Annotated in this window: 19 protein-coding genes; 8 read left to right on the top strand and 11 right to left on the bottom strand. The window is 70.6% G+C overall.

The window, feature by feature from the left end; translation table 11 throughout:
• Window positions 1-6 precede the first annotated feature (6 nt).
• Window positions 7-1263: a recombinase family protein gene (locus JF597_RS39330; protein WP_294008167.1), complete on the bottom strand. Its 1257-nt coding sequence runs from the start codon at window positions 1261-1263 to the stop codon at window positions 7-9.
• A gap of 183 nt (window positions 1264-1446) precedes the next feature.
• Here JF597_RS39330 and JF597_RS39325 point away from each other — a divergent pair, with 183 nt between their 5' ends.
• Window positions 1447-1941, top strand: coding sequence for an LURP-one-related family protein (locus tag JF597_RS39325; protein WP_294008166.1), 495 nt, complete (start codon window positions 1447-1449; stop codon window positions 1939-1941).
• Window positions 1942-1944: 3 nt separating this feature from the next.
• On the opposite strand, the gene JF597_RS39320 is transcribed toward JF597_RS39325, so the two are convergent.
• Window positions 1945-2742 (bottom strand): carbon-nitrogen family hydrolase, encoded by a 798-nt coding sequence (locus JF597_RS39320; RefSeq protein WP_294008164.1) that lies wholly within the window; start codon window positions 2740-2742, stop codon window positions 1945-1947.
• Window positions 2743-2924: 182 nt separating this feature from the next.
• Between JF597_RS39320 and JF597_RS39315 the strand changes: the two genes are divergently transcribed.
• Together JF597_RS39315 and JF597_RS39310 are read left to right on the top strand one after the other, a co-directional pair.
• Window positions 2925-3749, top strand: a complete 825-nt coding sequence (locus JF597_RS39315) for a maleylpyruvate isomerase family mycothiol-dependent enzyme (RefSeq protein ID WP_294008162.1) — start codon at window positions 2925-2927, stop codon at window positions 3747-3749.
• An 80-nt stretch (window positions 3750-3829) separates the two neighbouring features.
• Window positions 3830-4594 (top strand): class I SAM-dependent methyltransferase, encoded by a 765-nt coding sequence (locus tag JF597_RS39310; RefSeq protein WP_294008160.1) that lies wholly within the window; start codon window positions 3830-3832, stop codon window positions 4592-4594.
• A 107-nt stretch (window positions 4595-4701) separates the two neighbouring features.
• Here the strand turns inward: JF597_RS39310 and JF597_RS39305 are convergent, their stop codons facing one another.
• Entirely contained in the window at window positions 4702-6003 is a 1302-nt protein-coding gene (locus JF597_RS39305; RefSeq protein WP_294008158.1) for a nitrate/nitrite transporter, read from the bottom strand.
• Window positions 6000-6650: a GntR family transcriptional regulator gene (locus JF597_RS39300; RefSeq protein WP_294008156.1), complete on the bottom strand. Its 651-nt coding sequence runs from the start codon at window positions 6648-6650 to the stop codon at window positions 6000-6002. Before JF597_RS39300 ends, JF597_RS39305 begins: the two co-directional genes overlap by 4 nt.
• Window positions 6651-6847: 197 nt before the next feature.
• Here JF597_RS39300 and JF597_RS39295 point away from each other — a divergent pair, with 197 nt between their 5' ends.
• Window positions 6848-7747 carry a D-alanyl-D-alanine carboxypeptidase gene (locus JF597_RS39295; protein WP_294008155.1) on the top strand — a complete coding sequence of 300 codons (900 nt, stop codon included), beginning with the start codon at window positions 6848-6850 and terminating at the stop codon, window positions 7745-7747.
• A gap of 177 nt (window positions 7748-7924) precedes the next feature.
• Window positions 7925-8881, top strand: a complete 957-nt coding sequence (locus JF597_RS39290) for a Bro-N domain-containing protein (RefSeq protein WP_294008153.1) — start codon at window positions 7925-7927, stop codon at window positions 8879-8881.
• Between the two features lie 182 nt (window positions 8882-9063).
• On the opposite strand, the gene JF597_RS39285 is transcribed toward JF597_RS39290, so the two are convergent.
• Genes JF597_RS39285 through pdhA form a run of 3 tightly spaced genes read right to left on the bottom strand, consistent with a single transcriptional unit; the run spans window position 9064 to window position 12684 of the window.
• Complete coding sequence (locus JF597_RS39285; protein WP_294008151.1) at window positions 9064-10488, bottom strand: dihydrolipoamide acetyltransferase family protein; 1425 nt, start codon at window positions 10486-10488, stop codon at window positions 9064-9066.
• A gap of 10 nt (window positions 10489-10498) precedes the next feature.
• Complete coding sequence (locus JF597_RS39280; RefSeq protein WP_294008149.1) at window positions 10499-11479, bottom strand: alpha-ketoacid dehydrogenase subunit beta; 981 nt, start codon at window positions 11477-11479, stop codon at window positions 10499-10501.
• Window positions 11480-11481: 2 nt separating this feature from the next.
• The gene (gene pdhA / locus JF597_RS39275; protein ID WP_294008147.1) at window positions 11482-12684 is read right to left on the bottom strand and encodes a pyruvate dehydrogenase (acetyl-transferring) E1 component subunit alpha; all 1203 of its coding nucleotides are present in this window, start codon (window positions 12682-12684) and stop codon (window positions 11482-11484) included.
• A gap of 529 nt (window positions 12685-13213) precedes the next feature.
• Between pdhA and JF597_RS39270 the strand changes: the two genes are divergently transcribed.
• Entirely contained in the window at window positions 13214-14257 is a 1044-nt protein-coding gene (locus JF597_RS39270) for a phosphotransferase (protein ID WP_294008145.1), read from the top strand.
• An 86-nt stretch (window positions 14258-14343) separates the two neighbouring features.
• Here JF597_RS39270 and JF597_RS39265 read toward each other — a convergent pair whose 3' ends face one another.
• On the bottom strand, window positions 14344-15930 hold the full coding sequence (locus JF597_RS39265) for a protein kinase (RefSeq protein WP_294008143.1): 1587 nt from the start codon (window positions 15928-15930) through the stop codon (window positions 14344-14346).
• Window positions 15931-16248: 318 nt separating this feature from the next.
• On the opposite strand from JF597_RS39265, the gene JF597_RS39260 reads away from it, so the two are divergent.
• Window positions 16249-17901 carry a protein kinase gene (locus JF597_RS39260; protein WP_294008141.1) on the top strand — a complete coding sequence of 551 codons (1653 nt, stop codon included), beginning with the start codon at window positions 16249-16251 and terminating at the stop codon, window positions 17899-17901.
• Window positions 17902-18010: 109 nt separating this feature from the next.
• On the opposite strand, the gene JF597_RS39255 is transcribed toward JF597_RS39260, so the two are convergent.
• A complete protein-coding gene (locus JF597_RS39255; RefSeq protein WP_294008139.1) occupies window positions 18011-18550 on the bottom strand; it encodes a bacterial proteasome activator family protein in 540 nt (179 codons plus the stop codon).
• Between the two features lie 188 nt (window positions 18551-18738).
• Here JF597_RS39255 and JF597_RS39250 point away from each other — a divergent pair, with 188 nt between their 5' ends.
• Window positions 18739-19335: a hypothetical protein gene (locus tag JF597_RS39250; protein ID WP_294008137.1), complete on the top strand. Its 597-nt coding sequence runs from the start codon at window positions 18739-18741 to the stop codon at window positions 19333-19335.
• 5 nt (window positions 19336-19340) lie between these two features.
• On the opposite strand, the gene JF597_RS39245 is transcribed toward JF597_RS39250, so the two are convergent.
• Both JF597_RS39245 and JF597_RS39240 read right to left on the bottom strand, forming a co-directional pair.
• Window positions 19341-20321: an NAD(P)H-quinone oxidoreductase gene (locus JF597_RS39245; RefSeq protein WP_294008135.1), complete on the bottom strand. Its 981-nt coding sequence runs from the start codon at window positions 20319-20321 to the stop codon at window positions 19341-19343.
• Window positions 20322-20384: 63 nt separating this feature from the next.
• Window positions 20385-21083, bottom strand: a 699-nt coding sequence (locus JF597_RS39240) for an NAD(P)-binding protein (RefSeq protein WP_294008133.1), incomplete at its 5' end; no start/stop codon positions are given.

Below are 21083 nucleotides of genomic sequence, written 5' to 3'. Positions count from 1 at the left end.
CTCACGCTATTCCGCGCGCTGCTCACCAGCCCAGACGATGCGCAGCCGTTTTCCGGGATCGAACCGGTGCCCTCGGCCTGGGGCCTTGGCCACCCATACTCCCTCCACAGCCGCGGCCAGAAGCGCGCGTCTCCGGGAAATGTCGCTTCGCTCCCACTCCACGGCGAGTGCCGGGTTGCGTCCCAAGAAGGCGGCGATCAGCGCATGCTCGACCGGAGCTGCCATCGCTCGTGCTCCCGGGCAGGTGTGTCCGAGGCGGACTCCCTGGCACACGTACGACGTGCCGTTCCTGCTCATACGGACGCCACAGCCCTCGACTCCGCAGTGGAGCAGACCCGTCAGCAGGTGAGCCGGTCCGCGGACGGGCCGCTTCAGGCCGTCGCCCCGTAACCGGGTCCTGGACTCCAGCTCCCGCGTGATCCACCGCTGCTCCTGCACTGTCACGATCCCCTCGCCGACCACCACAGGGCCTCCGGTCTCCGGATCCAGATAAGGACGGACGGCACCGGTGTACTTGCGGCAGCCGCGCTCCTCGTCCCAGACCACCTCCGTCTCCGGGAGGAGTCCCGCGAACGCAGGCGCCTTCAGCAACTGTGACAGTGAGCCCACCTGCCAAAGGCCGCCTCTGGGCGCGGGGATCTCGTACTCGTCAAGCAACCTGGCGATACGCACGAGGGGGCGTCCCGCAAGGGCTTCGTCCGCGATCAGGCGCGCATACAGCGCGGTGTCCGGATCAGGCTCCAGGCGTCCCGAGTCGGCATCGACGCGAAGCCCGTAGGGCGGCTGCCCGCCGATCCACCGCCCCCGGCCCCGGAGATACTGCTTGGCGTGGCGGATGCGCTTGCCCTGGGTCTCCGCCTCGGCGCGGGCCCACTCCGACAGCGAGCACATGGCGAGTCTGTCTCCATGCCGACTCGAATCGAGTCCGTCCATGACGGAGATCAGACGCCCGCCGACCCTGGCGAACTCTTCCAAGAGAGGCCCGACCTCGGCCGTGCCCTTACGGCTGAGTCGATCCAGTTTCCAGACGATCAGCGTCGGCACGGCACCAGTCGTGACCGCCTGCTTGGCCGCCTCGAAGCCCTTCCGGGTCACATCCCTGTACCCGGACTTCCCGCGATCGACGTGCACTTGGCGCACAAGCAAACCGTGCCGAGCCGCCCAGTCCCGGCAGTCAGCATCCTGCCGCTCGATGGCGGTCTTACCCTCACGGTCGAGCGAGAGCCGAAGGTAGAGATCGGCACAGATTTCCCCCTGCCGCATGTCCCCTCCCAGAGTTGCTCGCTCTGTGAACGAACAGCGGAGTCAAAGGTAAGGAACTCCCCTGCCGGTCAGCTCAGCGCGCGGCCCGTTGTCGCATCCGCGTGAGCCACCGCGCGAGACGGGACTCAGCCCGTCGGACTACCGGCGGCGTTTCGGGCCGGTGGGGCGGGAAGGGGTACGGGTATGAGATTCCTGGTACGCGACCGGCTCCTCGGCTTCGGTGAGGACTACTGGATCGAGGACGAGCGCGGCGACAAGGTCTTCCTCGTCGACGGCAAGGCCATGCGGGTGCGCGACACGTTCGAGCTGAAGGACCGGCACGGACGGGTGCTCGTCGACTTCCACCAGAAGATGTTCGCCCTGCGCGACACCATGGTGATCGAACGCGAGGGCGAGCCCCTGGCCACCATCCGGCGCAAGCGGCTGTCGCTGCTGCGCAACCACTACCGGGTCCGGCTGGCCGAGGGTACCGAGCTGGACGTCAGCGGCAAGATCCTCGACCGGGAGTTCGCCGTCGAGTACGACGGTGAGCTGCTCGCCGTGATCTCCCGGCGCTGGCTGCACGTGCGGGAGACCTACGGCGTCGACGTCGTACGGGACGACGCGGACCCGGCGCTGCTGATCGCGGTCGCGGTGTGCGTGATCCACCTGGCCGACAAGGAGCGGGACGGGGAGTAGGGGCTAGCGGTGGCGCGGGGCGTCCAGGCCGAGGAGGCGGTCCTTGAGGGCCGGGAACTGTTCGCGGGTCGCCGCGACCCTGGCCGGGTCGAGGTCGACGGTGAGGACCTCCTCGCCGGCGCCCGCCTCGGCCAGCACCTCGCCCCACGGGTCGACCACGATCGAGTGACCGGCCTGCGGAACTCCGGCGTGCGTCCCGGCCGTTCCACACGCGAGCACGAACGCCTGGTTCTCGACCGCCCGTGCCTGGGCCAGCAGCGTCCAGTGCGCGCGGCGCCGCTCGGGCCAGCCCGCGGAGACCACCAGCGTCTCGGCGCCGGCGTCGACGAGTCCGCGGAAGAGCTCGGGGAAACGGAGGTCGTAGCAGGTGGCCACGCCGAGTGTGGTCCCGGGCAGCCGGACCGTCACCAGTTCCTGTCCCGCGCCCATCAGCACCGCCTCGCCCTTGTCGAAGCCGAAGCGGTGGATCTTGCGATAGGCCGCGGCAAGCTCACCGGAGGGGGAGAAGACGAGAGCCGTGTTGTAGAGGGGGCCGTCAGGGTCCCGCTCGGGGATCGAGCCTGCGTGCAGCCAGACGCCCGCGTCGCTCGCCGCCTTCGCCATGGCCTCGTACGTCGGGCCTTCGAGCGGCTCGGCCTCCGTGGCGAACTGCTCGTAGGCGAACGCGCCCGTCGTCCACAGCTCGGGCAGTACGACGAGATCGGCGTCCGTCTGCTCGCGCACCAGCGCGGTCACCCGCCGCCGACGCGATTCGACCGATTCGCCCTTATCTACGGCGATCTGGAGGAGAGAAGCGCGCACAGTACCACCGTCCTGGCATTCGAGCCGTCCACACGGGCCTACGATCGTCACACGAAAGCACTGCCGGGGTGCCTCACAGCAGCGTAACTTAGCGTTTCAAGACACCCGCCGACAGCAGCCACCTCCCGCTGGCAGCGCCGCCACCACCTGCCCGAGTACCGACCGCCGAGGGGTCCCGTTCCGTGAGTCTGCATCCCACCCTCCAGCCCTACGCCGACGCGTGGACCCACTCCATCGAAGCGATATCCGAGCTGGTGACGCCGCTTGTCGAGGGCGAGTGGAACCGGCGGACACCGTGCCCGGGCTGGTCGGTGCGGGACGTGGTCTCCCATGTCATCGGCCTGGACTGCGAGATGCTCGGCGACCCGCGCCCCATCCACACCCTGCCGCGCGACCTCTTCCACGTCACCAACGACCAGCAGCGCTACATGGAGATGCAGGTCGACGTCCGCCGCCACCACACGGCGCCGGAGATGACCTCCGAGCTGGAGTACGTGATCATCCGCCGCAACCGCCAGCTGCGGAACGAGTCGCGGGACCCGGGCGCCAAGGTGCGCGCCCCGCTCGGCACCGAGCTGACCCTCGAAGAGTCCATGCGTGGCCATGCGTTCAACGTGTGGGTGCACGAGCAGGACCTGCGGGCCGCCCTCGGCCGCCCCGGCAATCTCGACTCCCCCGGCGCGCACGTCGCCCGTGACGTGCTGCTCGGCGAGCTGCCGGCCGTCGTCGCCGAGAAAGCGAACGCACCGCGCAGTTCGGCGATCGTCTTCGACGTGCACGGCCCCATCGAGTTCCTGCGCACCATCCGCGTCGACATCCAGGGCCGCGGCACCCTCGAAACGGCCCCCGCCCTCGGCCCCGCCGCCAGCTTCACCCTCGACTGGGAGACCTACGTCCGCCTGGCCTGCGGCCGCACCACGCCGGACGCGGTCGCGGACCGGGTGAAGGCGGAGGGCGAACCGGAGCTGACGTCGGCGATCCTGCGCAACTTCGCGGTCACGCAGTAAGAATCGGGAAAGAGGTCGGCGCCGGATGCGCCGGAAAATTCGGTGCCCTGCCGCGGCCGTCACGACCTATCTTTCCCGGCATGACCTCTGCCACCGCGCCACGGGACGACCTCCCGCCCCGCCTCACCCGGCTCACCTTCCACGGTCCCCTCTCCGAGGCCCGGGCGACCGCGATGGTGCGGCGCCTCGCGGGCACGCAGCCCGGCAGCGTGCTGGACATCGGCTGCGGCTGGGGCGAGCTGATGCTCCGGCTGCTGGCGGCCGTACCGCGGGCGCACGGCGTCGGAGTGGACGTGAACGCGGCGGACCTGGAGCGGGGGCGGCGGGCCGCCGGGGCGCGGGGGCTGGCCGGCCGGGTGGAGTTCGCCGAGGAGTCGGCCGTGGGCACCGGCCGGGGCCCGGCCGACGTGGTGCTGTGCCTCGGGGCGAGCCAGGCGCTGAGCGACGATCTCGTGCCGGCCCTGCGGGAGCTGCGGCGGCTGGTGGCCGACGGCGGGCGCGTCCTGCTCGGCGAGGGGTTCTGGCAGCGCACGCCGACCGAGGCGGAGCTGGCCGGGATGTGGCCGGGCGCCTCGGTCACCGACCACCACGACCTGGCCGCCCTGACCGACCTTGCGGTGGCCGCCGGCTTCCGCCCGGAGTGGATCGAGACGGCGAGCCTGGAGGAGTGGGAGGAGTTCGAGTCGGCGTACCAGGCGGACACGGAGGTATGGCTGGCGGCCAACCCCGGTCACCCCCTCGCGACGGAGACCCGAGCCCGCCTGGACACCCACCGCTCGGCCTGGCTGACGTACCGGGGTGTGCTGGGTCTGGCCTACCTGACCCTCGTCCCGACGACGGCGTGACCAGCGGGTGGGAGAAATCCCGCCCACGCACGGAAAGCCGCCGCCCACACACAGGTCGCCCAGCCTCTCCACCAACGGGGAACGGGCGGTGCGCGGGTGGGTGGAGATCACGCAGGCACGTGCACCGTCTCCACCCGGCTGGCCACCAGCCGTTCCCGTTCCCGCCGAACCGCCCGCCCCCGCAGCCGCAGAATCTGGCTGACCCCCAGCGCCTGGAGCACGAACACGCACGAGAAGGCCACCGCGTAGTCGTCGCCGGTGGCATCCAACAGCACGCCCACCGCGAACAACGTCGTCATCGAGGCCGTGAAACCACCCATGTTGGTGATCCCGGACGCGGTCCCCTGCCGCTCGGGCGGGTTGGCGGGCCGCGCGAAGTCGAAGCCGATCATCGACGCCGGCCCGCACGCGCCGAGCACCGCGCACAGCACCACCAGCAGCCACATCGGCGCACGGTCGGCCGGATACACCAGCATCGCCGCCCACACCACGGCCGTCGCCCCGACCGTGCCGAGCGCCAGCGGCAGCCGTGCCGTGTGGTGGCGGGCGATGATCTGGCCGTAGACGAGGCCGATCACCATGTTGGAGAGGACGACCAGGGTCAGCAGTTCACCGGCCGTGGCGCGGGACAGCCCCTGCGCCTGGACCAGGAACGGCAGTCCCCACAGCAGCAGGAACACCATCGCCGGGAACTGGGTGGTGAAGTGCACCCACAGGCCCAGCCGGGTCCCCGGCTCCCGCCAGGACGCGGCGATCTGCTTCCGGACGTAGCCTGCCCCCTGATGCGGGAAGGGCGCCGGCTCGTACCCCTCGGGGTGGTCCTTCAGGAAGAAGAGGACGAGGAGCAGCACGACCGCACCGGCGAGCGCGCTGCCCGCGAACGCCGGGGTCCAGCCGATGCCGTGCAGCAGCCGGGCGAGGACCAGCGTGGAGACGAGGTTGCCCGCCATGCCGACGAGGCCGGCGAGCTGGGCGACGAGCGGGCCGCGCCGGGCCGGGAACCAGCGGGAGCCGAGCCGCAGCACGCTGATGAACGTCATCGCGTCGCCGCAGCCGAGCAGCGCGCGCGAGGCGAGCGCGGTGCCGTACGAAGGGGAGAAGGCGAAGCCCAGCTGCCCGGCGGTGAACAGCACGGCGCCGATGGTCAGGACCTTCTTCGTGCCGAGCCGGTCGACCAGCAGGCCGACGGGTATCTGCATGCCGGCGTAGACCAGCAGCTGGAGTATCGAGAACGTGGACAGCGCCGAGGCGCCCACGTGGAAGCGGTCGGCGGCGTCGAGGCCCGCGACCCCGAGGGACGTACGGAAGATGACGGCGACGAAGTAGACCGAGACGCCGGTGCCCCAGACCACCACGGCCCGGCGGCCGCCCGGCGGATCACCGGGCAGGGAGGCGCTGCCCCGGCTCATCGGACCTCACCCCGCGCCAGGTGCGCGAACCAGTCGACGTGCCGGTGCACGAGACCGACCGCGCGCTCGGCATCCCCCGCGCGCAGGGCGTCCAGGATCTCCTCGTGCTCGGTCAGCGACTTGGCGATGCGGTCGGGGTGCGCGTGCATGATCGCGACGCCCATCCGCAGCTGACGGTCGCGCAGCTGGTCGTAGAGGCGGGAGAGGATCTCGTTGCCGCCGTCGCGGACGATGGTGGCGTGGAAGCAGCGGTCGGTGACGGCCGCGGCGGCCAGGTCACCGGCGGCCGCCTCGGCCTTCTGCCGGTCGAGCAGTTCCTGGAGCCGGGTCACCAGTACCGCCGACGCCGGTACGGCCTTGCGCACCGCGTGCTCCTCCACCAGCATCCGGGTCTCCACCACGTCGGCGATCTCCTGGGCGGAGACCGGCAGCACCATGGCGCCCTTCTTCGGGTAGAGCTTGATCAGGCCCTCGACCTCGAGACGCAGCAGCGCTTCCCGTACCGGGGTGCGGGAGACGCCCACGGCGTCGGCCAGCTCGCCCTCGGTGAGGAGGGTGCCGCCTTCGTAGTGGCGGTCCAGGACGCCCTGCTTGACATGGGAGTAGACGCGGTCGGCGGCGGGGGGCTGCTTGACGGCCAGGCTCATGCCCACAGCTTAGATACAACACGTACGCAAGCGGCACGGGCGTCCATCATCCGGACGTGACGTAAATCGCTCTCAGCAGCCGCACAACCATCTGTGCTACTTACGTGTCACACACGTGCGGCCCCACTCGCTTCGGCACCCCCAACTCGGCCGCACGCCAGGGGCATTACGACTCGACTCGACTCGGGGTATTTCAGTTGATTACCGGTATTAAGGGCACTCGCCTCCGCAAGGCCGTCGCCATCGCCGTCACGTCCGGCGCGATGCTTGCGACCGGGGCCCTCACCGCGGCGCCCGCGCAGGCCGTCACCGCGCCCACGATCGTGGCCAAGGGCGGCTACATCATGAACAACGCGAACGCGAAGACGCTGTACACGAAGGCGGCGGACACCAAGCTGTCCACCGGTTCGACGACGAAGGTCATGACCGCCAAGGTCGTCCTCGCGCAGTCGAACCTGAATCTCGACAAGAAGGTCACGATCCAGAAGGCGTACAGCGACTACGTCGTCGCCAACAACGCCTCCCAGGCGCACCTCATCGTCGGCGACAAGGTCACCGTCCGTCAGCTGCTCTACGGGTTGATGCTGCCCTCCGGCTGCGACGCCGCCTACGCGCTCGCAGACACGTACGGCTCGGGCACCACCCGCGCCAAGCGCGTCGCCAACTTCATCTCCAAGATGAACACCGCCGCGAAGAACCTGGGACTGACCCACACCCACTTCGACTCCTTCGACGGCATCGGCAACGGCAACAACTACTCGACGCCGCGCGACCTGACGAAAATCGCCAGCAGCGCGATGAAGAACTCCACCTTCCGCACGGTCGTCAAGACGAAGACGTACACGGCGAAGACGATCACCAAGACCGGCTCCACCCGCACCATGGGCGCCTGGACCAACACCAACACGCTGCTCAGCAGCTACAGCGGCGCCATCGGCATCAAGACCGGCTCCGGCCCCGAGGCCAAGTACTGCCTGGTCTTCGCCGCGACCCGCAACGGCAAGACGGTCATCGGCACCGTCCTCGCCTCCTCCTCGATCACCCAGCTCGCGACGGACGCCACGAAGCTCCTGAACTACGGCTTCTCGACGATCTGACACACCGCACGCCGATTCGACGAAGGCCCGCCACAAGCCACGTGGCGGGCCTTTGGCATACCAGGAAGGGGCGCCGCAGCAGAACGCGAGTTCTTCCCTCGCATTCATGAACATTGCGGTATTTGGCTGGCATATTCGATTTTCTCCGCCTTAGGTTCCGCGGCGGAGGTGGTTCAGATGAACGAACCGAACAAGCAAGCCAAACCCGCCGGCCGCCACGAGGCCATCGACATCAGCGACTTCGTGTACGCGGCGACCGGAGCGCGCGTACGACGGCTGACCATGCCGGACGGGAGGCACTGGTTTCCGGCGGTGGATGTATGCAAGGAACTGGGGTACGCCAACTCTCGGAAGGCTCTCGCCGACCATGTTCCGGAAGAGCACCGAGAGTGTATTGAGAGCGTAACTGGAGGTTACGCTCTCAGCATTCCCGCAGGTCGGGGCTGGCGTCGAGACCTGAATCTCATCGATCTCCAGGGACTGATCATCCTCGTCAACGCCTGTACGAAGCCCGCCTGTGCCCCCTTCAAGCAGTGGGTCGCGGAGGTCATCGAGACAGTCCAGCGAGAGGGTTCTTACACTCTCGAAGAGGCCGAGGTGCAGCCGACCGAACCGGGCGCGCCCGTCGCGTACGCCATGCCCGAGCAGGTGGCCGAGGCCATCGTCCGGCTTGAGGCTCACAACCTCCAGCTGGACGAGCAGCTCGCGAACGGGCAGCGTGAGTCGATCGAGTTGCAGCGAGAGATGCTGGCCACGCAGAAGGCCACGTTGGCTGTACAGCAGGCCATGGTCCGCGCGATGGAACGCATCGCGGACCGGCTCGACGCCCTCGTCCTCGAACGTCGTACGCCCCAGGACAGTCCCGCGGCCCTGCCGACCACCGAGTCCGTACTCGCCGACTGGCGACGGCGGTTGTCCGTGACCGAGGACGTCTGGACGGTGGCCGTCGTGATCGCCCCTGTCCTCGTCGAGAAGGGTGAGCTGCGCGAGCCGCTCGAATCGATCGCCGCGCGTACCGGCCTGACGGTGCACCGCGTCAACGAGTGTCTCCGGCTGCTGCGCAAGCACGCCTGCATTCACTCGAGGGGCGGGTCGGAGGACGGGGCGCCGGTCTACGTGCTGAACCAGCTCTGAAGGGAGTGGGCGGTCGCAATCCGAAGTTGCGGCCGCCCGGCCCTGAGCCTATTCCTGTCAGGCCGAGAGTGTCCGTGAGACCGTAAGGAGAACTTACACTCTCAGCGTTTACGCAGGTCAAAGAAGGGCGAGACCGTGACTGGAAGTCACGGTCTCGCCCTTCTCTCACTTCTCTCCGGGGCTCACCCCCAGGTGATCAGCCTCTTCGGCTGCTCCAGGATCGCCGCGATGTCCGCCAGCACCTTGGAGCCCAGCTCCCCGTCCACAAGCCGGTGATCGAAACTCAGCGCCAGTGTCGTGACCTGACGCGGCTTCACCTTGCCCTTGTGGACCCACGGCTGGAGCTTGATCGCGCCGACGGCGAGGATCGCCGCCTCGCCCGGGTTGAGGATCGGCGTGCCCGTGTCGATGCCGAAGACGCCGACGTTGGTGATGGTCACCGTGCCGCCCTGCATGGCCGCGGGTGACGTCCTGCCGTCCCTGGCCGTGCCGACCAGCTCGCCGAGCGCCTCCGCGAGTTGCGGAAGCGTCTTCGCGTGGGCGTCCTTGATGTTCGGCACGATCAGGCCGCGCGGGGTGGCCGCGGCGATGCCCAGGTTGACGTAGTGCTTGAGCACGATCTCCTGGTTCGCCTCGTCCCAGGACGCGTTGATGTCCGGGTTGCGCTTGATGGCGACCAGCAACGCCTTGGCGATGAGGAGGAGGGGGTTGACCCGGAGGCCCTGCAGGTCCTTGTCCTGCTTCAGCTCCTCCACCAGCTTCATGGTGCGGGTCACGTCCACCGTCACGAACTCCGTGACGTGCGGAGCCGTGAACGCGGAGCCCACCATCGCCGCCGCCGTCGCCTTGCGGACCCCCTTGATGGGGACACGGGTCTCGCGGGCGGTGCCGGGGGAGGCGACGGCCGGGGTCGCGGCGGTCTCCGGGGCGGCCGGCTGCGGCACAGCGGTCGGTGCCGCCGTCTGCTCCGTCACCGCCGCGTGCACGTCCTCGCGCGTGATGACGCCGTCCGGCCCGGACGGGGTCACGGTGGCCAGGTCGACGCCCAGGTCCTTCGCCAGCTTGCGCACCGGCGGCTTCGCCAGCGGGCGGGCACGCTCCTCCGCCACGGCCGGGGCCGGGGCGGGGGCCGGAGCGGGGCCGTGGCCGTTGAGCTCCTGCTGGACCGCTGCCTGGACGGCCGCCTCGGCGACCGTGACCTCCGGGCCCTTGCGCGGGCGGCGCTTGGTGGAGGAGGCCGCCACGCCGTAGCCGACGAGGACCGGCTGGCGGCCCTCCGACTTCTTCTCCGGCTCCGGGGCGGGGGCCGAGGCCGGGGCCGGGGCGGGCTCCTCGGCCGGCGCCCCGCCCGTCACGTCCACCGCGATGATCGCCGTGCCCACGTCCACCGTGGTGCCCTCGGCGAAGCGCAGCTCGCGGACCACGCCGTCGTAGGGGATGGGGAGTTCGACGGCCGCCTTCGCCGTCTCGACCTCGCACACCACCTGGCCGTCGGTGACCGTGTCTCCGGGCTGGACGTACCACTTGAGGATCTCGGCCTCGGTGAGCCCCTCGCCCACGTCCGGCATCTTGAACTCGCGTACGGACGCTTCCGTCATCGTCGTCACGACCCTCTCCTCAGTACGCCAGGGCACGGTCGACGGCGTCGAGCACCCGGTCCAGGCCCGGAAGGTACTCCTCCTCCAGGCGGGCCGGCGGGTAGGGGGCGTGGTAGCCGCCGACCCTGAGGACCGGGGCCTCCAGGTGGTAGAAGCAGCGCTCGGTGATGCGGGCGGCGATCTCCGCGCCCGAACCGAAGAACACCGGTGCCTCGTGGACCACGACCAGGCGGCGGGTCTTCTCGACCGAGGCCTGGATCGAGTCGAAGTCCAGCGGGGAGACGGACCTGAGGTCCAGGACCTCCAGGGACTTGCCCTCCTCGGCGGCCGCGTCGGCGGCCTCCTGGCAGAGCTTCACCATCGGGCCGTAGGCGGCGAGGGTCAGATCGGTGCCCTCGCGGACCACGCGGGCCTTGTGCAGCGGACCGGGGATGGCCTCTGTGTTGACCTCGCCCTTGTCCCAGTAGCGGCGCTTGGGCTCGAAGTAGATCACCGGGTCGTCGCTCTGGATGGCCTGCTGCATCATCCAGTAGGCGTCCGAGGAGTTGGACGGGGAGACGATCTTCAGGCCCGCCACGTGCGCGAACAGCGCCTCGGGGGACTCGGAGTGGTGCTCGACCGCGCCGATGCCGCCGCCGTAGGGGATGCGGACGACGACCGGCATCTTGACCTTGCCGAGCGAGCGGGCGTGCATCTTCGCGAGCTGGGTGACGATCTGGTCGTACGCCGGGAAGACGAAGCCGTCGAACTGGATCTCCACCACCGGGCGGTACCCGCGCAGGGCGAGGCCGATCGCGGTGCCGACGATGCCGGACTCGGCGAGGGGGGTGTCGATGACGCGGCTGTCGCCGAAGTCCTTCTGCAGGCCGTCGGTGACCCGGAAGACACCGCCGAGCTTGCCGACGTCCTCGCCCATGACGAGGACCTTGGGGTCCGACTCCAGGGCGCGGCGCAGCGACTCGTTGATCGCCTTGGCCAGAGCCATCTTCTCCGCTGCCATGGTCAGGCCCCCTCTACGTCCGCGAACGACGCCTGGTAGGCGGCGAACTGGGCTCGTTCCTCGTCGACGAGCGCATGCCCGTCGGCGTACACGTTCTCGAAGATGGCGAAGTTGTCCGGCTCCGGCATGGCCCGCACCGCTTCGCGCACCCGCCTGCCCAACGCCTCGGACTCGGTCTCCAGTTCCGCGAAGAATCCCTCGTCCGCGTGGTTCGAGGCCTCCAGGTACCGGCGCAGGCGCAGGATCGGGTCCTTCGCCTCCCAGGCCAGCCGCTCCTCGTCGCCCCGGTAGCGGGTGGGGTCGTCGGAGGTGGTGTGGGCGCCCATCCGGTAGGTGTACGCCTCGACGAGCGTCGGGCCCTCGCCGCTGCGGGCGCGCTCCAGCGCCCACTTGGTGACCGCGAGGCAGGCCAGCACGTCGTTGCCGTCGACCCGGACGCCGGGGAAGCCGAAGCCCTGGGCGCGCTGGTAGAGCGGGACGCGGGTCTGCTTCTCGGTCGGCTCGGAGATCGCCCACTGGTTGTTCTGGCAGAAGAACACGACCGGGGCGTTGTAGACCGCGGCGAAGGTGAACGATTCGGCGACGTCGCCCTGGCTGGACGCGCCGTCGCCGAAGTAGGCGATGACGGCCGAGTCCGCGCCGTCCTTGGCGACGCCCATCGCGTAGCCGGTGGCGTGCAGCGTCTGGGAGCCGATGACGATCGTGTAGAGGTGGAAGTTGTTGCTGTTGGGGTCCCAGCCGCCGTGGTTGACGCCGCGGAACATGCCCAGCAGGTTGGTCGGGTCGACCCCGCGGCACCAGGCGACGCCGTGCTCACGGTAGGTCGGGAAGACGTAGTCGTCCTCGCGGGTGGCGCGCCCGGAGCCGATCTGGGCGGCCTCCTGGCCGAGCAGGGACGCCCACAGGCCCAGTTCGCCCTGCCGCTGCAGGGCGGTGGCCTCGGCGTCGAAACGGCGGGTGAGCACCATGTCGCGGTACAGGCCGCGCAGCTCCTCGGGGGTGATCCCGGCGACGTACGCGTCGTACTCGGCGTTCTTGACCCGCTTGCCCTCGGGGGTCAGCAACTGGACGAGCTCGGGATCGGTGCTCTTCTTCGTGGTGGTACGGCTGGTGGTGCGCTTGGTGCCGGTCTTGCTGCCGGTGGTACCGGCCTTGCCTGCGGCGCTGCGTCGCGGTGTGCCCGCGGCACTGCTGTCCACGCTCACGTGTGCTCCTCCGTCGGTCCGGCCCCCGGGGTTGCCGGGTGAACCAGTGCGGCTCACCTGTTGCCGACACCCGTGGCACGGGGTGGGTGCCACTCGGCCGGGAACAGGCGTGACAGGTGCCCCGGCGAGCGCCCTGCAACAAGCACGTTACCCAGTGCCCCACATTTCTGTGAAACCCCTCCTGACCTGCGTTTTTGCTTGGAAATCCAAGTATTTTTTGCTTGGGTTTCCTAGTAGATCGACGCGGGCCGGAAGCTTGCTGGTCAGAGCCTTGCAGGAGGCCGGAGCTACGGCACGTTATCCCGCCGCCGGGGGCCACGGGAAGACATCGAGGCGTCCGGTCTGCGCGCCGGGGAGCGGATGTGTGTCGCGCGCGCCGCGGTGACCCTACGCCCCGCGCGCCGTCCACGCGGCACATCTTTCGCACTTGCATTCGCCACGGTCCATCGGGTGACCGAAAGCGACCACCGACGACTACCTGTGACAACCCGCAGCTCACAGGGTTGGTGCTTGCCCTAGCATCTGCCGCGTGCCGCGCTCATGTTTACCCCCCCTCGTACCCCACGCGCCCCCTCTGGGCGCCCTGCTCCGGCTGTACGCCGCCGGTTCCGCGCTCGCCTGCGAGCCGGTCGAACAGGGCCTGCTGAACCGCGGCTACCGCCTCTGCACCACCCGCGGCCGCTACTTCCTGAAACACCACTTCGACCCGGACACCGCCGACCCGGCGGCCATCGAGCGGCGTCATCTGGCCACCCTGCGACTGGCCGCCCTGGGCGTCCCGGTCGCCCCGCCCCTCGCCGACCGCGACGGCCGTACGGTCGCCGTCGTCGGCGGCCACGCCTACGCCCTGCACCCCTGGATCGACGGCCGGCACCGGCACGGCGGTCAGCTCACGCGCGGGGAGTGCGCACGGCTCGGCGCGCTCCTCGGCGCCGTGCACGCCTGTCTGGAGCGCGTGATGCCCCCCAAGGGGCGCACCCGCCCGGCGACCAGCCCCCACCCCGTCGAGAGCGCCGACCCGGCCGACACCTTCGCGCTCATCGACGACCTGCTCGCCCACGTCAGCCGGCACCGCCCCGCCGACGCCTTCGACGAACTCGCCCGCCACCGGCTGCTCGAACGCCGTGCGCTCCTGGAACAGCACGCCCTCCGGCGTCCTCCGCGAGGCGCCTCGGTGGGCTGGGTGCACGGCGACTTCCACCCGTTCAACCTGCTCTACAAGGACGACGCGCCCGCCGCGATCGTCGACTGGGACCGGCTCGGCGTGCAGCCCCGCGCGGAGGAGGCCGTACGCGCCGCCGCGATCTTCTTCGTGCGCCCGGCGGGAGCGCTCGACCTGCGGAAGGTGCGGGCGTACGCGCGCGCGTACCGGCGCGCGGCCGGGGCCACGCCCTCGGAGCTCGCGGCGGCCGTGCACCGCGTGTGGTGGGAGCGGCTCAACGACTTCTGGATGCTGCGCTGGCACTACGAGCGCGGCGACACTCGCGCGGACCCCCAGTTCCCGGCCGCCTCGGCGCTCGCCGTGTGGTGGACCAGGGAGTACGACGCGGTGTGCGACGCGTTCGTGCAGTAGCGGCGGATCAGCAGCAGCCGACCGGCCGCGGCTGATCAAGAGCGTTGATCAGCCGCGGCCGGTCAGCCGAAGGGTGTCGGAGTCCTTCAACCGCCGCCGACACCGGTGCCGGCGATCGAACCGGCGTCGGTGCCACCGTCGTCGCCCGCGCCCGTCGTGTCGGACGGCTGCGTGTCGGGCGAGCTCTCGGTGTCGGTCGGCTGCGAGGCGCTCGCCGTGTCGCTCGGCTCGTCGGTCGGCTCGCTGCTCTGTTCCTGGGACTGGCTGTAGGTCGGGGTGGGCGACGGCGTGTAGTCGGAGTTGTTGTTGTTCCCCGAGCCGCTGTCGTCGGTCGCCGTGTCCGTCGCCGTGTCGCTGGACTCGTCCGACGGGCTGGAGCTGGGCGTCTCGCCCTTGGTGGTCTGCGAGACGGTCGGTGACTGCGACGTACCGGAGCCGCCGTCGCCGCCGCCTCCGCCCTTGTTCAGCGCCAGCGCGACGCCCGCCGCGATCGCGATCACCGCGAGGACGGCCAGGATCCACAGCCTGCCGCGGCCGCTGCCTCGGTTGCCGTGCCCCTCGAAACCGCCGTCGTCGCCGCCCCCGTAGCCGCCCGGCAGGATCGGCTGCGGGATCTGCGTGGTCCCGGCGCCGGTCGTCGGGTGCGGCATCACGGTCGTACCGGCGAAACCGGCCGCCGGGGTGTGCCGGCCGTCGTGCACGGTGACCGGGCCGGTGTTCCAGGTGCCGGTGTGGCCGCCCTGGTCGTACAGCATCTGCAGGCCGTACTGGACCAGGCCGCGCATCTCCTCGGCGGTCTGGAAGCGGTCGTCGGGCTCCTTGGCGAGCGAGCGCATGACCAGGCCGTCCAGCTCCGGCGGGGCCGCGCCCTCGGAGGTCTGGGACGGCGGCACCGGGATGTCCTGGACATGCTGGTAGACCACCGCCAGCGGGGTCTCACCGATGAACGGGGGCCGCAGGGCGAGCAGTTCGTAGAGCAGGCAGCCGGTGGCGTACAGGTCGGAGCGGTGGTCGACGGCCTTGCCGAGCGCCTGCTCCGGGGAGAGGTACTGGGGCGTGCCCATGACCATGCCGGTCTGCGTCATCGTCGTGGACGCGCCGTGCAGGGCGCGGGCGATGCCGAAGTCCATCACCTTGACGGAACCGGTCTGGGTGATGATCACGTTGGCGGGCTTGATGTCGCGGTGCACGATGCCGTGCTGGTGCGAGTAGGCCAGCGCGTCGAGGACACCGGAGACGATGATCAGGGCCTGCTCGGGCCCCGGCGCCTCGGCATTGATCAGCAGGTCGCGGATGGTGCGGCCCTCGACCAGCTCCATCACGATGTACGGCACGGACTGGCCGCCGACGACGTCCTCGCCGGAGTCGTACACCGCCACGATCGCGTGGTGGTTGAGCCCGGCGACCGACTGTGCCTCACGCGTGAAGCGGGCCTTGGAGACCGGATCCTCCGCGAGGTCGGCCCGGAGCAGCTTCACGGCCACGGTGCGGCCGAGCCGTACGTCCTCGGCCGCGAACACCTCGGCCATGCCGCCCCGCCCGAGCCGGTGGGTCAGCCGGTACCGGCCGTCGCCGACCAGGCCCTGGTTGCCCCACATCTCCGGCGCGTCTGACATGCCGCCGCCAGTCGCCTCGGGGTCGGACGGGCCCTGGGCGCTGTGCGTCTGTGCCATCGGTCCTCGCCGTCGTTTCTGCCCGCGGTGCGCGCGGTGTTGTCACGGTCTCCGTCGGCCACGCTACAGCCTCCGCGCAACCCGTCGGTCCGGGATCCGGCCCGTGGACGGACCGGCCATCAAACCCGTACCACGCTCCGCCGTGCAAATTCTGTGTACCGGACGTACAGCGCCTGTAACGCTTCCGCGGCCGTTCTTTCGCGTACGGTCACGGAACGGGCACCGCGCTTGACGTGTCAGTACCCTCCGGCAGACTTGGCCGGGAATGAGACATTCGATCAGCAAGGGTGCCTGAGTGCCGGGCGGGGGACGGGGAAAATGAGCCAGGACGGCGCGTACGGCCGTTACGCGGGGCGGGCTCTGGCCGGTGGCCGCTACCAGCTGCGCGACCTGCTCGGCGAGGGCGGCATGGCCTCCGTGCACCTGGCGTACGACACGGTCCTGGACCGGCAGGTCGCGATCAAGACCCTGCACACCGAACTCGGCCGGGAACAGGCCTTCCGGGAACGGTTCCGCCGCGAGGCCCAGGCAGTGGCCAAGCTCACGCACACCAACATCGTCTCGGTCTTCGACACCGGCGAGGACGCGCTCGACGGCTCGACGATGCCGTACATCGTCATGGAGTACGTCGAGGGCCGCCCGCTCGGCTCGGTCCTGGACGAGGACGTACGGCAGTACGGCGCGATGCCCGCCGACAAGGCGCTGAAGATCACCGCCGACGTACTGGCCGCGCTGGAGATCAGCCACGAGATGGGGCTGGTCCACCGCGACATCAAGCCCGGCAACGTGATGATGACCAAGCGCGGTGTCGTCAAGGTGATGGACTTCGGCATCGCCCGCGCCATGCAGTCCGGAGTCACCTCGATGACCCAGACCGGCATGGTCGTCGGCACCCCGCAGTACCTCTCCCCGGAGCAGGCGCTCGGCCGGGGCGTGGACGCGCGGTCCGACCTCTACTCGGTCGGCATTATGCTGTTCCAGCTGGTCACCGGGCGGCTGCCGTTCGACGCGGACTCACCGCTGGCGATCGCCTACGCGCACGTCCAGGAGGAGCCGGTCGCCCCCTCCACGGTCAACCGGGCCCTTCCGCCGGCCGTGGACGCGCTGGTCGCCCGCGCGCTGAAGAAGAACCCGAACGAGCGGTTCCCGACCGCCGAGTCCATGCGCGACGAGTGCCTGCGGGTCGCCGCCTCGCTCCAGCCGGCCGCGCCCAGCATCGTTCCGGGCATCGCGCCGACGCAGAGCGGCGCCGGGGTCGGCTCCGCGGTGTTCCCGCCGGTCGGCCAGGCCACACCGGCGCCTCCCGGACCGGTGCAGACGCCGTACCAGCCTGCACCGGCCCCGCATCCCTACGGGCCCGCGGCTCCCTCACCGGCCTACGGCTATCCGCAGCAGGCGGGCTACCAGACGCCCGCCGGGTACGGGCAGCCGGCGCCGTCGACCCCGCCCCCCTACAACATCACGCCTCAGGGGCCGGCCGCCGGTGGCAGTGAGAGCGGTGGCGGCGGCGGGAAGGGCAACCGGCCGGTGGTCATCGGGTCGATCGCGGTGTCGCTCGTCGCGGTGGTCGGCCTGATCGTGGCGCTGTCACTGAACAACGGCGGCGGCGGTGACGACACCGGCGGTGGCGGTGGGGGCGGCAGCGCGAGCACCACGGCCTCGCACGCCTCGGGCTACCGCGGGCCCGACACCTCGAAGACCGTCGAGAAGACCGAGTGCACCGAACCGCAGGAGTCCTACGACGACCCGGACAAGATCCAGGTCCCGGACTTCAAGTTCAAGTACATCAAGTCGGTCAAGGAGTGCTTCCAGGCCGCCGGCTGGCAGATGAAGATCGTCTCCGTGGACGAGAACACCTACGGCGACGGCACGGTCATGGAGCAGTTCCCGTCCTCCGGCACCGACGTCGACCCGCAGGACATGCCGACCATCGAGCTGAAGGTGTCGACGGGCAACCCGGCGACCGGCTGACGCGAGGAGCGGCAGCAGGCAGGAGCGGCGGGAGCGGTAGGAGAAGCGTAGGAAGGGCCCGGCGGTGGTACGCCGGGCCCTTCGCCGTCTCGGGAGTGTCCGGGAGTCTCTAGAGGTACGGCCCGCCGGAGCGGCCGGCCGGGCCGTGCTCCTCGCCCTCGTGGCCGACCCCCGGCGGCAGCGCACGCCGCATCGACTCCAGCTGGGCGCGGGCCGCCATCTGCTGGGCGAACAGCGTGGTCTGGATCCCGTGGAACAGCCCTTCCAGCCAGCCCACCAACTGGGCCTGGGCGATGCGCAGTTCCGCGTCGGAGGGGGTCGCGTTCTCGTTGAACGGCAGCGAGAGGCGCTCCAGCTCCTCCACCAGCTCCGGCGCAAGACCGTCCTCCAGCTCCTTCACGGAGCTGGCGTGGATCTCCTTGAGCCGAGCCCGGCTGGCCTCGTCGAGGGGAGCCGCGCGCACCTCCTCCAGGAGCTGCTTGATCATGCTGCCGATCCGCATGACCTTGGCGGGCTGTTCCACCATCTCGGTCACCGGGGTCTCGCGGGAGTCCTCGTCCCCGTTGCTGCCACCGAGCGCCATCCCGTCCTGGCCCACGACCAGGATCTGCGGATTCTCGGGCGACCGTTCGTTCCTCGGCATCTCCATGCCGCCATTCTCTCGCACCCGTGCACCTCACCACCGTGGTGCCCCCCATGAGGGCTGATCCACCTGCCAGAACCGCCCCGGTCCGGCCGTAGCCCCTTCGGCCGCATCAGAAATGCCGGGTTTGCCGGCGAATGTGAGGCTGGTGATCGTCGGCCCTGACGACGACTGTGCTCCAGGAGGTCACCAGCGTGACTCCAAGGCTGCGACTCCCCCGCGCCAGTAACCGGCCGCCCGTTCAGGCACGGCTCGCGCTCGTCCGTCCGCTGCTCGTCCGGCTGCTGCCCGTCCTCGCGGCGCTCCTGCTGCCGTGCGGCACGGCTGTCGCGTACGGCCCCGACCCTGTGCCCTCGGACTCCGCGAGCGCCTCGGCCACCCCCGAGCCGTCACTGGCCGGCACCGTGGCGGGCGAGGGCCGGATGCGACCGGGGCGGCCCCAAGGACCGGCGACGAAGGTGGAGGACCAGGACCCCGACGACCCGGACGACCACGGCGTCCCTGACGACCCGGATGAACCGGACGACCACGGCGGTCTCGGCGAAGCGACGGCGACGGAGAGTGCGGGGAGCGGCGTCGGGAGCCCGGCGGCCACCTCCGCGCAGCCGCCCCGGGAGGCCGTCCTGGCTCCCACCTCGCCCCCGCCGCACCCGGCGGGCCAGGCGATGGGCTCCGGCCAGGACGACGACACCGAGCCCGTGCTGCAGATCCTTCCGCTCGGCAGCGGCCTGGTCCTGATCGGCCTCGGGCTCGGCCTCGCCTTCGTCGGCCTGCGGGTGCGACGGGGCTGAGGCCGCTAGCGGGCGACCAGCACGACCTTGCCGATGTGCTCGCTGGCCTCGACCACCCGATGGGCCTGCGCCGCCTGCGCCATCGGCAGCTCCCGGTCGATCACCGGACGGACATGGCCCTGGGCGATCAGCGGCCACACGTGCTCCCGCACCGCCGCGGTGATGGCCGCCTTCTCGGCGAGCGGACGGGCGCGCAGCGAGGTCGCGCTGATCGCGGCCCGCTTGCCGAGCAGCGCGCCGATGTTCAGCTCGCCCTTCACCCCGCCCTGCATGCCGATGATCGCGAGCCGCCCGTTGACCGCGAGCGCCTGCACGTTGCGGTCCAGGTACTTGGCGCCCATGTTGTCCAGGATGACGTCGGCTCCCGAGCCGTCGGTGGCCTGCTTCACCTCGGCGACGAAGTCCTGTTCGCGGTAGTTGACGAGGATGTCCGCACCGAGCTCGGCACAGAAGTCCAGCTTCTCCTTGGTGCCCGCGGTGACCGCGACCCTGGCGCCGACCGCCTTGCCCAGCTGGATGGCCATGGTGCCGATGCCGCTGGAGCCGCCGTGCACGAGCAGGGTCTCGCCGGGGCGCAGGTGGGCGATCATGAAGACGTTCGACCAGACCGTGCAGGCCACCTCGGGCAGCGCGGCGGCCTGCCTCAGGTCCAGGCCCTCGGGCACCGGCAGCAGCTGTCCGGCCGGCACGGCCACCTTCTCGGCATAGCCGCCGCCCGCGAGCAGCGCGCACACCTCGTCGCCGACCGACCAGCCGGAGACGCCGGGGCCGAGCGCGGCGATCCGCCCGGAGCACTCGAGACCGGGGTACGGGGAGGCGCCCGGCGGCGGGTCGTAGTAGCCCTGCCGCTGCATGATGTCGGCACGGTTGACGGCCCCGGCCACCACCTCGACCAGTACTTCGCCCTCACCGGGCACGGGGTCGGGAACCTCCTCCCACACCAGCGCCTCGGGTCCACCAGGTTCGGGAATCGTGATCGCATACATGCGGCCGACGCTACTCCCCGCCCCTGCGGGCCCCGCCGGTGACGTCACCGGCGGCTCGCCCGGTCAGGCGCGGGGCAGCGGTCGTGCGTCCGGGGCCACCCTGCTGCCCGGCGAGGCCCGCACGATGGTGATCAGCCGGTCCGTCGCCTCGATGGTGCCGACGGCCGGATCGTCGTACCCGAGCACCCGGTGTCCGCGTACGACGCTCACCACCAGGTCGGCCGTCTCCCGTGGCGTCCTGCCGACCTCGGCCTTGACCGCGGGGCGCTCCACGAGGTCCAGGCCGCTGCCCTGCTGGATGAGGTCCTCTATGACCATGCCGGCGGCCGGACTGAGCACGGACAGCCCGAGCAGCCGCCCGGCCGCGCTGGCGCTGGTGATGACGGCGTCGGCACCGGACTGCTTGAGCAGCGGCGCGTTCTCCTCCTCGCGGACCGCCGCCACGATCTTCGCGGCCTTGTTGAGCTGCCGGGCCGTCAGGGTCACGAGCACGGCCGTGTCATCACGCTGGGTCGCGATGATGATCTGCCGCGCCCGCTGCACCTCGGCCCGCTTCAGCACCTCGCTGCGGGTCGCATCGCCGATGACGCCCGCGTAGCCCTCGGCGGTGGCCGCCTCGATCACCTTGGAGCTCGGGTCGACCACGACCACCTGCTCCGTCTTCAACCCGGTCGCACAGACGGTCTGGATCGCCGACCGTCCCTTCGTCCCGAACCCGACGACGACGGTGTGGTCCCGCAAGGCCGACCTCCAGCGGTTTCC

The sequence above is a fragment of the Streptomyces sp. genome, assembly GCF_019510245.1.
Lineage (GTDB): Bacteria > Actinomycetota > Actinomycetes > Streptomycetales > Streptomycetaceae > Streptomyces.
This window is presented reverse-complemented; position numbering and strand designations above follow the sequence as displayed.

Bases quoted from the DNA above. Each gene is read 5' to 3' on its own strand.
- JF597_RS39280 (WP_294008149.1), bottom strand. From the start codon at position 11,479: ATGGCAGCGGAGAAGATGGCTCTGGCCAAGGCGATCAACGAGTCGCTG.
- JF597_RS39265 (WP_294008143.1), bottom strand. From the start codon at position 15,930: ATGGCACAGACGCACAGCGCCCAGGGCCCGTCCGACCCCGAGGCGACT.
- JF597_RS39245 (WP_294008135.1), bottom strand. From the start codon at position 20,321: ATGTATGCGATCACGATTCCCGAACCTGGTGGACCCGAGGCGCTGGTG.
- JF597_RS39305 (WP_294008158.1), bottom strand. From the start codon at position 6,003: ATGAGCCGGGGCAGCGCCTCCCTGCCCGGTGATCCGCCGGGCGGCCGC.
- JF597_RS39310 (WP_294008160.1), top strand. From the start codon at position 3,830: ATGACCTCTGCCACCGCGCCACGGGACGACCTCCCGCCCCGCCTCACC.
- JF597_RS39260 (WP_294008141.1), top strand. From the start codon at position 16,249: ATGAGCCAGGACGGCGCGTACGGCCGTTACGCGGGGCGGGCTCTGGCC.
- JF597_RS39330 (WP_294008167.1), bottom strand. From the start codon at position 1,263: ATGCGGCAGGGGGAAATCTGTGCCGATCTCTACCTTCGGCTCTCGCTC.
- JF597_RS39255 (WP_294008139.1), bottom strand. From the start codon at position 18,550: ATGGAGATGCCGAGGAACGAACGGTCGCCCGAGAATCCGCAGATCCTG.
- JF597_RS39300 (WP_294008156.1), bottom strand. From the start codon at position 6,650: ATGAGCCTGGCCGTCAAGCAGCCCCCCGCCGCCGACCGCGTCTACTCC.
- JF597_RS39290 (WP_294008153.1), top strand. From the start codon at position 7,925: ATGAACGAACCGAACAAGCAAGCCAAACCCGCCGGCCGCCACGAGGCC.
- JF597_RS39325 (WP_294008166.1), top strand. From the start codon at position 1,447: ATGAGATTCCTGGTACGCGACCGGCTCCTCGGCTTCGGTGAGGACTAC.